11 protein-coding genes are annotated in these 13,907 nt (G+C 74.6%); 10 read left to right on the plus strand and 1 reads right to left on the minus strand.

Annotated features, from left to right (window positions below; genetic code table 11):
- Positions 1–21: 21 nt before the first annotated feature.
- The 10 genes from ABD332_RS42385 to ABD332_RS42430 all read left to right on the plus strand — a co-directional run bounded on the left by ABD332_RS42385 (position 22) and on the right by ABD332_RS42430 (position 12,644).
- On the plus strand, positions 22–2,169 hold the full coding sequence (locus ABD332_RS42385; RefSeq protein ID WP_344509553.1) for an acyl-CoA dehydrogenase family protein: 2,148 nt from the start codon (positions 22–24) through the stop codon (positions 2,167–2,169).
- A 44-nt stretch (positions 2,170–2,213) separates the two neighbouring features.
- On the plus strand, positions 2,214–2,795 hold the full coding sequence (locus ABD332_RS42390) for a TetR/AcrR family transcriptional regulator (RefSeq protein WP_344509555.1): 582 nt from the start codon (positions 2,214–2,216) through the stop codon (positions 2,793–2,795).
- Positions 2,796–2,813: 18 nt separating this feature from the next.
- Positions 2,814–3,704 carry an alpha/beta fold hydrolase gene (locus tag ABD332_RS42395; protein WP_344509557.1) on the plus strand — a complete coding sequence of 297 codons (891 nt, stop codon included), beginning with the start codon at positions 2,814–2,816 and terminating at the stop codon, positions 3,702–3,704.
- Between the two features lie 68 nt (positions 3,705–3,772).
- The gene (locus ABD332_RS42400; RefSeq protein ID WP_344509559.1) at positions 3,773–5,056 is read left to right on the plus strand and encodes a YqgE/AlgH family protein; all 1,284 of its coding nucleotides are present in this window, start codon (positions 3,773–3,775) and stop codon (positions 5,054–5,056) included.
- A 4-nt stretch (positions 5,057–5,060) separates the two neighbouring features.
- Positions 5,061–7,082, plus strand: a complete 2,022-nt coding sequence (locus ABD332_RS42405; protein WP_344509560.1) for a hypothetical protein — start codon at positions 5,061–5,063, stop codon at positions 7,080–7,082.
- Between the two features lie 81 nt (positions 7,083–7,163).
- Positions 7,164–7,511: a hypothetical protein gene (locus ABD332_RS42410; RefSeq protein WP_344509561.1), complete on the plus strand. Its 348-nt coding sequence runs from the start codon at positions 7,164–7,166 to the stop codon at positions 7,509–7,511.
- A gap of 46 nt (positions 7,512–7,557) precedes the next feature.
- Positions 7,558–8,628, plus strand: coding sequence for a radical SAM protein (locus ABD332_RS42415; protein WP_344509563.1), 1,071 nt, complete (start codon positions 7,558–7,560; stop codon positions 8,626–8,628).
- A 273-nt stretch (positions 8,629–8,901) separates the two neighbouring features.
- Entirely contained in the window at positions 8,902–10,599 is a 1,698-nt protein-coding gene (locus ABD332_RS42420; RefSeq protein WP_344509565.1) for an Hsp70 family protein, read from the plus strand.
- A gap of 29 nt (positions 10,600–10,628) precedes the next feature.
- Complete coding sequence (locus tag ABD332_RS42425) at positions 10,629–11,492, plus strand: hypothetical protein (RefSeq protein ID WP_344509567.1); 864 nt, start codon at positions 10,629–10,631, stop codon at positions 11,490–11,492.
- Positions 11,493–11,708: 216 nt separating this feature from the next.
- Positions 11,709–12,644, plus strand: coding sequence for a GNAT family N-acetyltransferase (locus tag ABD332_RS42430; protein ID WP_344509569.1), 936 nt, complete (start codon positions 11,709–11,711; stop codon positions 12,642–12,644).
- On the opposite strand, the gene ABD332_RS42435 is transcribed toward ABD332_RS42430, so the two are convergent.
- Positions 12,641–13,837 carry an FAD-dependent monooxygenase gene (locus ABD332_RS42435; RefSeq protein WP_344509571.1) on the minus strand — a complete coding sequence of 399 codons (1,197 nt, stop codon included), beginning with the start codon at positions 13,835–13,837 and terminating at the stop codon, positions 12,641–12,643. The two genes, ABD332_RS42430 and ABD332_RS42435, sit on opposite strands and share 4 nt — an antisense overlap.
- Positions 13,838–13,907: the final 70 nt, after the last annotated feature.

The following is a 13,907-nucleotide window of genomic DNA, read 5'->3' on the forward strand; positions in this document are numbered from 1 at the left end:
CGTTGCTTAAGGAGCCTGAGCATGGATTTCGATGTTCCCCAGGAGACCGCCGACTTCGCCGCCGAGGTCGAGCGGGTGCTGAGGTCGCCGGAGACGGCGCGGCTGCTGCACGACGTCCATGCCCGCGCCGACGGGATGGACGGCGACGTCCGCCCGCTCTACCGGCACCTCGGCGCCGCCGGCATCCTCGCGCCCTCGTGGCCTGTCGAGTACGGCGGCCGCGGCCTCGACTACACCGCGACCGTGACGCTGCTGGAGCAGCTCGTCGCGCACGGCATCCCGCAGAACCTGTACTGCATCTCGGTGCAGAACGTCGGCTCGCTGATCCTCGCGTCCGGCGACGAGCGGCAGCGCAAGACCCTGCTGCCGGCGATGGCGAGCGCCGAGACGACCGCCTGCATCCTCTTCACCGAGCCGACCAACGGCTCCGACCTCGCCGCGCTGCAGACGACCGCGGTCCGTGACGGTGACGGCTGGGTCATCAACGGGCGCAAGACGTACAACCTCAAGAGCGCCTACGCGGACTTCGCGCTGATCGCGGTGCGCACCGACCCGCAGAGCAGCCAGTACGAGGGCATCACCCTGTTCCTCGTCCCGCTCGACGCGCCGGGTGTGGTGATCCGCCCGATCCCCAGCCTCGCCAACGAGCAGTTCCACGACATCTGGTTCACCGACGTGCGCGTCGGCGACGACGCGGTGTTCGGCAAGCCGGGCGCCGGCTGGTCGCTGATCACGCAGATGTTCGCCGCGGAGCGCACCGGCCTGGACTACTACGCGCGCGGCCGGCACTGGCTCAACATGATCGCCGAGCGGCTCGACGCCGACGGCCGCCGCCCCGGCGACGTCACCCGGGTCGGCCTCGCCAAGCACCGCACCCGCCTCGCGGCCAGCAAGCTGCTCAGCTGCCAGGTGATGCAGAACCTGCAGGACGGCAACGCCGACATCGCCGAGTCCTCGTTCGCGAAGTGGCACTGCAGCGAGACCGGCCAGCGGATCGCCTGGTGGGCCCTGGACGCGCTCGGCCCCGACGTGCTCGTGCCCGGCCCCGGCGCCGGTGACCGCATCCTCGAGGCGGCGCTGCGCGAGTCGCCCGGCGTCACCATCTCCGGCGGGGCGTCCGAGGTCATGATCGACATCTTGAGCAGCGCGCGGGTGTACGACGCGGGCGGTGCCGCCGCACCCGCGCCCGGACCGGCGCTCGACCCCGTGCAGGAGCGGCTGCGGGAGGCGGTCGACGCGGTGCTCACCCGCACCGGCGACCTGTCCGAGCAGCTCGGGACGATCGGCGTGCCGGCCCTCAGCGCGCCCGCGAGCCTCGGCGGCGCCGCGCTCGGCCTCGGCGCCGACATCGTCATCAACGACCGGCTCGGCCACGCGCTGCAGCCCCTCGCCTGCTACCGCGACACCGCGTTCGCCCTCGACCTGCTCGACGGCGCCGACGTGCCGGCCGACATCCCCGCCGACATCCTCAGCGGGCTGCTCGACGGCACCAGCCACGGCGTCGTGATCGGCGCCCGCGGCCCGTCCGGCGTGCGGGTGAAGGGCGACGGCACGCTGTGGGGCGAGTCGGAGCCGCTGCCGCGCGGCACCGCCGGGCTGTGCGTGGTGCGCACCGACGAAGGGTGGCACCTCGTCCTGCCGGACCCCGCCACCTGCCTCGTGGACGCGTTCGAGCACTTCGGCACGCCCGCCACCCGGATCCGCTTCGACGGCGCACCTGCCGAGCCGCTGCCGATCACCGAGGAGCGGTGGCGGCGGGCCCTCGACGCGGCCCGGCTCCGGCAGGCGGCGCTGCTGCTCGGCGTCGCCGACCGCATCCTCGAGGTGGCCCGCGCGCACGTCAACACCCGCGTCCAGTCCGGCCGGCCGCTGGTCGAGCGGCAGACGGTGGCGCACCGGCTGGCGACGCTGGTGGGGGAGGGCGACGGGTGGCGGCTCGTGCTGCACCGGGCCGCCTGGCAGTTCGACCGCGACGAGGACGCGTCGGCGGCGTCGGTACTGGCGGCGCTGGCCGAACACGCGCAGCTGGCCAGCCGCACGGCGCTCCAGCTCCACGGCGTGCGGGGCATGCTCGCCCATTCGACGACGGCCACCGCGTATCGGCAGGTGTCCGTGGAGTCGACCCGCCTCGGCAGCCCCGCCGACCTGTGGCTGGCCGCGGCCGCCTGAGCCGGCCGCTTGCGTGATCCGCACGGTCGTGCTTTTCTTAGCGCATGGGGAAGGGTGAGGAGACCCGGCTCGCCGTGCTGGACGAGGCCGCGAGCGTCGCGCGGGCCGTCGGCCTCGGCGGGCTGACCATCGGCACCCTCGCCGAGCGCACGGCCCTGTCCAAGAGCGGGCTCTTCGGGCACTTCAAGTCCAAGGAGTCGCTGCAGGTCCAGGTGCTGCAGCACGCGCGGACCCGGTTCGTCGACCACGTGGTGCGCCCCGCGCTGGGCGCGCCCCGCGGCGAGCCGCGCCTGCGCGTGCTGTTCGACGGCTGGCTGCGGTGGGAGGCGGCGCCCGGCGGCTGCCTGTTCGTCACCGCCGCCGCCGAGTTCCACCACCAGCCCGGCGTCGTGCGCGAGGAGGTCGTGCGCGGCGAGCGCGACATGATCGACATGATCTCCACCATGTTCCGGGCCGGGATCGCCGACGGCGCGTTCCGCGCGGACCTGGACCCCGGCCAGGCCGCGTACGAGTTCAACGGCATCCTGCTCGTCTTCCACCAGGCGTTCCATCTGCTCGAGGACGAGCATGCCGAGCCGCGCGCCCGGCTCGCCCTCGACACCCTGCTCGACCGCGCCCGTAGCTGACCTTCCCGAGGAGTCGTCATGACCGCTGTCCTGGCTGCGCAAAAAAGCACGAACGATCGGTTTTTTCGAGCGCCGCGCCCGTTGCGGCTCGCGTTCGGTTTCCTGGAGTGGGCCGCGCCGTCGGTCGGCGCGCGGTGGGCGGAGCGGATCTGGTTCCGCCTGCCCAGGCAGACCGCGCGGCTGTCGACCGCCGGCAGCCCGTTCACCGTCCACGTCGGCGGCGTCGCCGTCGAGGGCGCCACCTGGGGCGCGGGCCCCAACGTGTACCTGTTGCACGGCTGGGCCGGGCACCGCGGCCAGCTGGAGCCCTTCGTGCCGGGGCTCGTCGAGCGCGGCTTCCGGGTGATCGCCTTCGACGCGCCCAGCCACGGCGCGTCGGCACCCGGCAGGTTCGGGCCGCGGTCCTCATCCATCCCGGAGTTCGCCGACGCCCTGAACGCCGTCGTCGCCGAGCACGGCCCCGCCGAGGCGATCGTCGCCCACTCGCTCGGCTCGGTCGCCGCCGCGGTCGCCCTGTGCGACGGGCTGCGCGCGGGGCGGGTCGCGATGATCGCCCCGATGGCGAGCCCCGCGTCCTACGCCCGCTACTTCGCCCGGGTCCTCGGCTTCGGCGACCGGACCCTGACCCGCCTGTCCCGGCGCGTCGAGCGGCGGGTCGGGGCCCCGATGCACCACTTCGACGTGCCGGCCATCGGCAGCGCCGTACAGATGCCGCAGACGCTGATCGTGCACGACCGTGCGGACCGGTCGATCCCCGTCACGGACGGGATCGCGATCGCCGAGGCGTGGCCGTCGGCGCGGCTGCACGTCACCACCGGACTCGGCCACCGGCGGCTGCTGCGGGAGCCCGCGGTCGTCGCCGCCGTCGTGGACTTCGTCGACGGCAAGGAGCCCGACCTGGCCGGGTGACGCGCACCCAGTGGCGCGGATCATATACTCTCGGTGCCGACGACGAGGGTCTATGAAGGGTCGGTGCCTTGACGCAGCTCTCCGACGCGCGGCGCTCGCGCGTGGTGCTCGTCGGGTCCAGCACCTACGACAACTTCCCGGCCATCCCCGCCGTCACCAACAACCTCACCGCCCTGCGGGACGTGCTGGTCGACCCGCACCGGTGGGGCCTGGACCCCGACGCGTGCCGCGTCGTGCACAACCCGGAGACCACCCGCGACGTCCACGCCGTGATGCGGCGCGCCGCCGCCGAGGTCGACGTGTCGGGCCTGCTGCTGCTCTACTTCGCCGGCCACGGCGTCATCGACCCCGACACCGGCGTGCTGCACCTCGCGGTCGGGCAGACCATGCCCGACTCCGCGTACTCCAGCGCGGTGCCGTTCGACTGGGTGCGGCGGCTCGTGCAGGGCAGCCGCAGCGCCCACCGGGTCGTCATCCTCGACTGCTGCTACGCCGGCCGCGCCATCCCCGGCCTCGGCGCCGACGACGACGCCGCGCTCGCCACCCAGGTCGAGATCGACCGCAGCTGCGTGCTCGTCGCCGCGTCCGGCAACCGGATCGCCCTCGCGCCGCCGGACGAGCCGCTGACCGCGTTCACCGGCGCGCTCGTCGAGCTGCTGCGCGACGGCGTCGCGGGCGGCCCGCCGCTGCTGGACCTCGGCACGCTGCACGACGAGATCCGGCGCGTGCAGCGGGCCCGCGGCCGCCCCATCCCCGAGCTGCGCGCCCGCAACGGCGGCGACCGCATCCCGATCGTCCACAACGCCGCCACGCAGCGCCTTCCCGCTGTACCGCCGCAGCCCGCGGAACCTGAGACACCCCGGCTCGACAGCTCGCTCGTCGGGCGGGTCCTGCGCGGCGCGCCGGGCGCACCTGGTGTCGCCGACCCTGAGCTGGCGGGGGACGTCGCGATCCTGGCCCACTCGCCGATCGAGGGCGCCATCGGCGTGCGGCTGGACCGGCCCGCGACGCGCTCCCCGGCGCACGTGCTCGGCGAGGAGCTCGCCGGGTCCCTGCACGTCCACGCGGTCCTCGACGGCGGCCCCGTCCGCGACGTGATCCTGCTGCTCGGGCTGCTGCGCCCCGGCTACACCGCGCCCGACGGCTGGCGGGTGCTCGGGCGAGAGCTCGTCGTCGTGCCCCTCGACGCGTACCCGGCGCTCGCCGAGGCCGTGGTCTCCGCCGCGTACCTCTTCGTCGGCTACCTCGGCTGGCGCCCCCAGCAGCTGGAGACCGAGCTCGCCGCGGGCCACCTGGTCGACACCGACACCGACCTCGTCACCTGGCTCGCCGACCCGCAGCACGCGCGGTGAGCAGATGACGGGAACTGAGCAGAGCCTCGTCAACCGGCTCGTCACCACCATCCGTAAGGGCCGCGACATCACCCTCGTCCTCGGCTCGGGCCTCACCGCGCGGGTGGTGCCCGGGGTGGACCGGATGGTCGACCTCGCCGACGAGTTCGTCGCGCAGGCGCTGCAGAACAGCGACCTGCAGGCCGCCCTCGCCGGACTGCGCGCCACCCGCCGCGACGCCGCCCTCTACGCCGCCTACCGCAGGACGTTCGCCGAGTGGCTGTCGCCGGTCGAGTTCGACATCGTCGTGCAGCGGGCCACCCTGGAGGCGTACCGGCCGGACCGCGCCACCACGGCGAGCTGGGAGCGCGTCGGATACCACCGCGGCGTGCAGCTCGAGGACGACCGCGACGCGTGGTCGCTGCCACCGGGGGTGATCGCCGTCGGCGAGCTCCTCGCCGGCCTGCCCGACCGCTTCCAGCGCCGGGTCATCACCACCAACTTCGACCCGCTGATCGAGATCGCCGTGCGCCGCGCCGGCGGCACCGCCCGCGCGCTGACCCTCAACCGCGACGGCACGTTCGCCGGCCCGCTCGGCCCCGCCGACGGCATCGACGTGCTGCACCTGCACGGGTACTGGCGGCCGACCTCCGAGTCCGACGAACGCGCCCTGCTGCACGACCCCGAGCCGCTGCGCGCCGACGACCCCGTCATCCTGAGCGCGCTGCACGAGGCGCTGCGCGGCGACACGATCTGCGTCGCCGGCTACCCGCCCGGCCGCAACGACGCCCTCACCCGCGCCGTGCACGAGCAGGCCGACGTGCTGTGGGCCCGGCACGACGACGACGCGTCCCCGGCCCGCGCCGCCCTCATCTACACCGGCGTCGACGTCGACCGGCTCTTCCCGGCGGTACGCCGCGGCCTCGCCACCCTGCCGCCCACCCCACCCCCGTCCGCGGCGCCCGCCGCCCCCGTCCCGCCAGGCGTCGCACCCGCCGGGACCGCGCTGCACCGGGTCCACCTGCCGACGCTCGAAGCGGTCCTCGGCACCCGCCCGTCGGCGGTGGAGCTGCTGCGCCAGCTCGACTACGAGTTCCGCTGGCGGCGCTTCGACGACACCCCCGACACCCCGCTCGACCTCGTCTTCTGGCCGGTACGCCTGCGCCAGCCCACCCTCATCTACGCCGTGCAGGCGACCGTCGCGGCGGCGCTGTCCGCGCGCGGCGTCCGGGTCGTGCTGTGCTTCGACGACCTCGCCGGCGACCAGCACACCCGCAGCTGGCGGGCCCGCTTCACCGACGAGGTCGAGCGCTGGTTCGCCCTCGTCGAGGGAGCCCGGTCGCCCGAGGTCGACTCGCTCATGTCGTTCTGCTCGCCCGGCCGGGTCGCCGAGCGCCTCCAGGACCCGGAGCTGCTGCGCCGCCCCACCCACCCGTGGGCGGTGCAGCTGGAGTACTACCGCGGCGACCGGATGATCCTCGACGTCGCCCGCGCCGCGAAGGCGTTCCCCGGCGCCGTCGACCTGGAGATCGACGACGCGATGGCCGGCGCGCAGATCCGCACCACCCGCGCCGAGCGGCTCATGAGCACCCCGGCGATCTGGGCGTACCTGCAGTACCTGCTGCGCGACACCCGTCCCGAGGCGGTCATGACCCTCGGCGGGGAGGACGAGTCGGTCATGTGGGACCAGTGGCACGACACGTTCCCCGACGCCGTCGGGCACCTCTTCCACCCCGTCATGGCCAACGTCCGCCAGGACGCCCGGATGCTCGGCGCCCGCAGCTTCCGCGAGGTCGAGGACCACCTGCGCAAGGCGATGCGGCTGGAGAGCTGGGACCGGGAGGACCACTACCTGCACTGGATCGTGCAGCACGCGGTCGTGCTCCACCGGTACCTGCGCAACCGCCCACCGCTGTCCTACGACGGCCGGCTGCTGGACTCGTGGGAGACCATCCGCGCCGCGCTGCTCGACCCCCGCCTGCGGGCCGGCACGGTCAGGCTGCTCGCCCGCGAGGTGGCGGCGTTGCTCATGCACGAGGCGGTCTGACCGCCCGGTTGGATGGCGCCTCGCGTGACTCGGTCTGATCGGCCCATGCGTCACGGCGCGGGCGAAGGTACCGTCGAGGACATGGGCGCTTCCCCCGCCGACGTCGACGACCTCGCCCTGCTCGACACCGCGGAGCAGGTCTGGGGGCCCGACCTGCTCGCCTACCTGCTCGGCGCCGGCCTCGCCGCGCCGCTGCCCGGCTGGTCCGCCGAGGCCGCCGTCCACGACCCCGCGACCCGCCGCCGGCTGCACTGCGTCCTGGAGGTGCAGCGGCTCTTCGACCTGGGCAGCGTCGCCCGGGCGTGGGCCCGCGACCTGCACCCGGCGCTGGGCTTCCGCAGCCCGGCGAGCGTGATCCGCACCGGCGACGACGACGAGCGCCGAGCGGTGCTCGAGCTCGCCGAGCGCGACTCGCTCAAGCCGCGCTGACCGGTTCGGCCACGGACGGCCCCGGGACGATGGCATGATTCGCCGCGTGACCCGGCTCTCCGCACCGGTGCCCGCCGCCCCTCCGGCGGCTTCCGCACCGGCCGCGCACGCTTCGGACCTCGGGCTCGCGGCGTCGGACCTCGCGCCCTCCGCCGCGGACCCCGGGCTGTCGGCGTCGGACTTCAAGCTCGACAGCATCGACCTGTACATCACCTCGCGGTGCAACCGGCGCTGCTCCTACTGCTTCCTGCCCGACGCGTACTTCGACCGGACCCAGCACATGACCCCGGCGGCCGTCGCCGCGATCGTCGCCTGGGCGGCCGGCGCCGCCACCGAGATCACCGTCCTGGGCGGCGAGCCGGCCCTGCACCCGCAGTTCACCTCGATCGTCCGGGACACCGCCGCCACCCCGATCCGGGTCCGCACCGTCACCAACGGCAGCCGCCAGTTCCGGGCCGCGCTGCCCGAGGTCCGCTCGTCGCTGAGCCGGGTCGCGGTCAGCCTCGACGCGCCGTCCGCCGCCGTCGTCGACCGCCTGCGCGGCCGCGGCGCCTTCGCCGACGCCGTCGCCACCGTCGCCGACCTGCGCGCCGCCGGGGTGCCGTTCGACCTCAACTGCACCGTCCTGGCCGACACCGTGGACCTCGTGCCGGAGATGCTCGCCTACGCCGAGGACTCCGGCGCCGGCCGGCTCAACATGCACTGGTTCTCACCCGTCGGCCGCGGCGCGTCACACGCCGCCGACCAGTCCGTCCCGGCCGCCGCCTGGCGCCGCGAGGTCCTCGACGTCGTCGCCGCCTACCGACCGGCCCGCCAGTCCTTCACCGTCGACTGCCAGATCGCCTTCGACTTCCCCGTCCCCGGCGCCGACCCCGGCGCGTGCGCCGTCCAGGACCGCACCAACCTGCAGTTCCTGCCCTCCGGCGCCGTCTTCGCGTGCGGCATGCTCCTGGAGGACGAGACCCTGGCCGCATACCACTGGCACGACGGCGTGCTCATGCGCCGCTCCGGCGACACCGAACTGTCCCGCACCGCTCCGGCGTGCGCCGGCTGCCCGCTGCGCCCGTCGGACGGCGACCACCACCCGACCTGCATCTACAACCGCCTCGCCGTCTGAGCCACCTCCGCCCGCGCGGCGGCCTTGCCGGCCGGTCGGGTGGATGCCGAGCGCCGGGGCGAGGCCGACCAGCGCCGCCGTGGTCAGTGGGGGCGCCGCGGTGGGCGCAGAGCCGCTCCGGCGGTGTCCCGTCCATTCGCGCAACGTACGGCGCGCACCGGCTGAGGGCCGGCTGAGGGCCGACGGAGATCCGCGCCGGTAACCGTCTCGCGGTCGTGCAGAAACCGCCGTTCGTCGGAGGACGGGGCGCTGTGTGATCAATACGCTGCGCGGATGGGCGTGCACCTCTCCGTCGACTACGGCACATCGAGCACCGTCGCGCTGCTGGCGTGGCCCGATGGGCGGACCCAGCCGCTGCTGTTCGACTCGTCGCCGCTGCTGTCCTCCGCCGTGTACGCGGAGACGGACGGGCGGCTGCTGACCGGGCGGGACGCCGTGCGGGCGGCCCGGCTCGACCCGAGCAGGTTCGAGCCCAACCCGAAGCGGCGCATCGACGAGCCGGAGGTGCTGCTCGGCGACCGTGAGGTGCCGGTGGCGGAGCTCGTCGCGGCGACCCTGCGCCGGGTGCTGGGTGAGGCCACCCGGGCCGCCGGTGGCCGCCCGGCGTCGGTCACCGTCACGCACCCGGTGACGTGGGGGCCGGCCCGGCGGGCGATCCTGACCGATGCGTGCTCGGAGGCGGGGCTCGGCGACGTCGACCTGGTCGCGGAGCCGGTCGCGGCAGCCACCAACTTCGCCGCGGGGACGCGGGTCGAGGCGGGTCAGGCCGTCGTCGTGTACGACCTGGGCGCCGGCACGTTCGACGTCAGCGTCGTGCGGCGCACCGGGTCGGCGTTCGAGGCGCTGGCGTACCGCGGCCTCGACGACCTCGGCGGGCTGGACCTCGACGCGCTGGTGGTCGCGCACGCCGGCGGCACCGTGACCGACGGCGAGGCGTCCGCGTGGCGGGGGGCGACCGAGCCGGGCGACGCCGACGGGCGCCGCCAGCACCGGGCGCTCTGGGACGACGCGCGGGAGACCAAGGAGGCGCTGTCGCGCCAGCCTTCGGCCGGGTTCCACGTCACCGCTCTGCGCCGTGACGTGTTGGTCACCCGCGACGAGTTCGAGCGGGCGGCGGGGCCGCTGCTGCAGCGCACGGTCGACCTGACGCTGGCCACGATCCGCGAGTCCCGCGCCAAGCCGGACCAGATCGCGGGGGTGTTCCTGGTCGGCGGGGGGAGCCGGACACCGCTGGTGGCGACATTGCTGCACCGGGCGACCGGGATCGCGCCGACGCTGCTCGAGCAGCCGGAGCTGGTCGTCGCCCAGGGCGCCCTGCCGGCCGCCGCCCCCGCCGCGGGACCGGCTGCCGGGCCGGCACCGTCAGACCTCGTCTCGGCGCCGCGTACAGACGCAGCTTCCGCCTCCGCGCCGGTCTCTGTGCCGCCGTTTGAGCCGGTCTCCGCTCCTGTCTCGGCACCGCTGTCTGGGCCGCTGTCTGGGCCGGTTGCTGCCCCCGCGTCCGTGTCGTCCTCCGTGCCGCTGTCGGTGCTGGCGCCCTCGGCGGTGCCCGCCTCCGTGGACGACGACGGACAGGAGCGGCAGGAGCGGCAGGAGCGGCCGGAACCGGGCGTGGGCGACGCCGGCCGGGACCGCACCGTGCCGGCCCCGGGCGCCCTGCGTGCGCTCAGCGTCGCCGCCAGCGTCGCGTCGATCATCGTGTGCTGGGTGATCGTCAACCAGTACTCGACGCTGCGCACCCCGACGATGATGCTGGTGTACACCGTCCCGCTGCTGCTCGCGGCCGTCGCGGCGTTCACCTGGGCGGCCCGGCTCATCGGCCCGGTCGCCGGCGCCGTCTGCTGCGTGGTGACGGCGATGGGTGTCGCCACGAACTTCGGGCCCAGGTTCGACCCGGCGGTCACCGCGTACTACTCGCTGCTCGTAGTGCCGGCCGCGCTGCTCGCCATCGGCATCCGCAAGAAGGCGTGATCAGCAGCTGGGGGTATCTTTCACAGATCATGAAGACGGTGACGCGGCGGCTGGCGGTGCGGCGGGCGGACCTGGACGCCGGCGTCTTCGACGTGCCGGAGGAGTGCGTCGAGGCGCTGCGGCACATGGTCACCGTCCCCGTCGCGCTGGAGCACAAGGCCAAGGGGATCACGACCGCCCGGCAGGTGTTCTGCGCGACGCTCCAGCAGGACATCGGCTGGCAGTTCGGCGGGATCGAGTGGCCCGAGGACGTGCGGCCCGGGGTGTTCGTCACCCTGATCTGGCGGGCGGCGAAGGACGAGGTCGTCCTGCGCACCGCGCCGCTCGCCGAGCCGATGCGGGTCGACAACGCCGTCTACTACCACGAGTACGACCCGAAGGTCGTCACCCGCGACTACAAGCCCGGCGCCGCGAACTGGTCGAAGGTCCTGCACACCATCCGGCACCTCGGGCACGTCCTCGACGACGGCAGCGCCGTGTTCGCCGAGGCGGACCTGCCCAGGCGCAGCGGCCTCGGCAAGGGGTCGCGGGGCACGTTCCTGCTGCGCAACGCCGTCGACCAGCTGCTCCGCGAAGGCTACGTCACCAGGGTCGACGGCAGCGTCGACGCGACCGGCCACCCGTCCTACCCGGCCCTCGACGGCGACGAGCCGGCGGAGATGCTCCTGTACGCGCCGCTGGTCGAGCCCGCCCCGCACCCCGACGAGCCCGGCGAGCCCAGCGACCGCCGCGAGCACTGGGTCAACGGCTTCCTCCGCCGCCTCCCACCCGGCGCACACGCCTCAGAGCGGCAGCTCTCCCTGCACCAGCAGACCGTCGAGCAGGACGAGCTCGACGAGTCGGAGCTGCCGCCGGGGTACACCTTCGTGAAGAAGCACCACCGCAACGGCTGAGCACGCCAGCGCGGGGTGAGGACGCCCTCCGGGTCGGCGACGCCCTCGGGTTCCAGGTCGGTCACGCCGGGCGCCTCGCTGGAGACGCCCCACCCGAGGGCCTGCGCCCAGAACCGGCCCACCGCGGCGTCCATCGCAATCTGTACCAGTCGCGTCGCCATGCCCCCGACCCTGAGCCGGCGGCAATCCGGTTGCGGGGGTGCGTACGGTGAGGCAGTGACCGACTTCTCTGTGCGCCCGTACGCGGCCGACGACGCGGCAGCGGTCGCGGAGCTGATCAACCTGCTGTCGGAGGCCGGTGGCGGGCACGCCGGGCACGTCGCCGCCGAGATCGAGGACTGCGTCGACAACGAGGTCAGGGACGCCGCCCTGGACACCCGGGTGGTGACCGACGGCGCCGGGCGCCTCGTCGCGGTCGCGCTGGTGCCGCTGCCGCCGGAGGGCGGCGACCGGCTGGAGTTGATCGGCGGGGTGCACCCGGACCGGCGCGGCGCCGGCCTCGGCCGGGAGCTGCTCGCCTGGCAGCTGGAGCGGGCCGCGGCCCGGCACGCCGAGCTCGCGCCGGACGCGCCGTGGCAGGCGCAGGTCATCGCGGGCGACGGCGACCCGTCCCCGACCCGCCTCTACGAACGGTTCGGCTTCACCCCGTCCCGCTACTTCCTGGAGATGTCGGCGCCGACGTCAGAGGCGCCGGCCGTGTCGCCGCCGCCGGGGGTGGAGCTCGCGCCGTACGACGCCGCGAGAGACCACGAGCTGCACGCCGTGCACACTGCGGCGTTCCGCGACCTGTGGGGCTACCAGGAGCGCACCTTCGACACGTGGGCGCCGCTGACCGTGCGGTCCGAGGCGTTCCTGCCGGAACTGTCCAGGTTCGCGCTCGCGGGCGACGAGATCGCGGGCTACGTCCTCGCGTACAGCAGCGAAACACCCGGCAGGATCTACATCGGGCAGGTCGGCACCGCCGTGTCGTGGCGCCGCAAGGGCGTCGCGGGCGCGCTGCTCGCCGGCGTGCTCGGCGACGCGGGCCGGGCCGGGCACACGACCGCCGGGCTCGACACCGACGCCGACAACCCGACCGGCGCCGCCGGCGTCTACGCGAAGGTGGGGTTCGTCGTCGACCAGCGGGTCGTCGCGTTCCGGCGGCCGGTCTAGACCGGCACCGCCGAGCCGAACGCGGGGAGCTCGAACGCGCCGGCCTTCGCGAACTGCGCGGCGAGCATCTGCTTCATCGGCCAGCGGGTCATCATCCGCATCGACACGGCCCGCAGGCGGATCATCGTGGCGGAGTTCGGCGCGTACGCGCGGATCCCGCCGGGCGGCAGCTCGGTGCCGGCGTCCACGTACCGCTGCAGCCGGCGCTGGTAGGCGAGGCACGCGGCCTGCGCGTCGCCGCCGGACGCCGCCAGCTCGCCGGCGAGGACGTAGGCGCCGACGAGGGCCATGCTGGTGCCCAGGCCGGCGAGGGGCGAGCCGCAGTAGCCGGCGTCGCCGAGCAGGACCACGCTGCCGCGCGACCACTGCTCCACGCGCACCTGGCACAGCGCGTCGAAGACGAAGTCCCGCGCCTGCGGCATCGCCTGGAGCAGCGCCGGCACCCGCCAGCCGACGTGCGCCAGCCGCTCGTTGAGCAGGCGCTGCTGGTCGGCGACCGGGAGCCGTTCGAGGCCGCGCTCGGCGGACCTGAAGCTCAGGTACGCCTTCGCCGTCCCGCCGTTCTCCGGGCGGATGCCGGCCGCGATGCCGCCGGGCGCGTTGTACATGAGGTACCAGTGCCGCAGGTCGCCCGGGTCGGGGATGCTGAAGAACGCGGTGTAGCCGCCGAGCGGCCGCACGAAGTCGGTCTCGGGGCCGAACGCGAGCGCCCGCACCCCGGAGCGCACCCCGTCGGCGCCGACGACCAGGTCGAACTCCTCGGCGCCGCCGCTCGCGAAGCCGACCTCGACCCGCGGCCCGTCCTGGCGCAGCGACGTGATCCGGTCGCCGAAGCGGTAGTCGACGTCGTCGCGGGTCGCCTCGTGCAGCACCCGGGCGAGGTCGCCGCGCGGCAGCTCGATCTCCGCGACCATGCCCTCGCCGCCGAACGCGTCCGCCGCCATCGTCGAGGTCCACCGGCCGGCGGCGTCGACGGTGGCGATGCCGCGCTCGTCGACCCGCTCGGCCCTCACCCTGGCCATCAGGCCCATCCGCGCGACGACGTCCTTCGCGGCGCCGCGGATGTCGACGGCCTGGCCGCCCGGGCGCGGCGCCGCGGCCCGCTCGACGACGGTCGCGGCGATCCCGTGCCGGTGCAGCCAGAACGCCAGCGCCGGCCCCGCGATCCCGGCCCCGGAGATGAGCACACGCATTCTTCGCTCCGTTTCCGCTTGTGTACTGCGTACGCAGCGACGCTAAACGGACCGCTCGCCGTGCGGCAAT

It is taken from the genome of Dactylosporangium maewongense, assembly GCF_039531485.1.
In the GTDB taxonomy this organism is placed as follows: Bacteria; Actinomycetota; Actinomycetes; order Mycobacteriales; family Micromonosporaceae; genus Dactylosporangium; species Dactylosporangium maewongense.

What these genes read in the sequence shown, in the direction of transcription:
- ABD332_RS42385 (WP_344509553.1), top strand. Translation starts at nt 22, where the DNA reads ATGGATTTCGATGTTCCCCAGGAGACCGCCGACTTCGCCGCCGAGGTC.
- ABD332_RS42390 (WP_344509555.1), top strand. Translation starts at nt 2,214, where the DNA reads ATGGGGAAGGGTGAGGAGACCCGGCTCGCCGTGCTGGACGAGGCCGCG.
- ABD332_RS42395 (WP_344509557.1), top strand. Translation starts at nt 2,814, where the DNA reads ATGACCGCTGTCCTGGCTGCGCAAAAAAGCACGAACGATCGGTTTTTT.
- ABD332_RS42405 (WP_344509560.1), top strand. Translation starts at nt 5,061, where the DNA reads ATGACGGGAACTGAGCAGAGCCTCGTCAACCGGCTCGTCACCACCATC.
- ABD332_RS42410 (WP_344509561.1), top strand. Translation starts at nt 7,164, where the DNA reads ATGGGCGCTTCCCCCGCCGACGTCGACGACCTCGCCCTGCTCGACACC.
- ABD332_RS42420 (WP_344509565.1), top strand. Translation starts at nt 8,902, where the DNA reads ATGGGCGTGCACCTCTCCGTCGACTACGGCACATCGAGCACCGTCGCG.
- ABD332_RS42425 (WP_344509567.1), top strand. Translation starts at nt 10,629, where the DNA reads ATGAAGACGGTGACGCGGCGGCTGGCGGTGCGGCGGGCGGACCTGGAC.
- ABD332_RS42435 (WP_344509571.1), bottom strand. Translation starts at nt 13,837, where the DNA reads ATGCGTGTGCTCATCTCCGGGGCCGGGATCGCGGGGCCGGCGCTGGCG.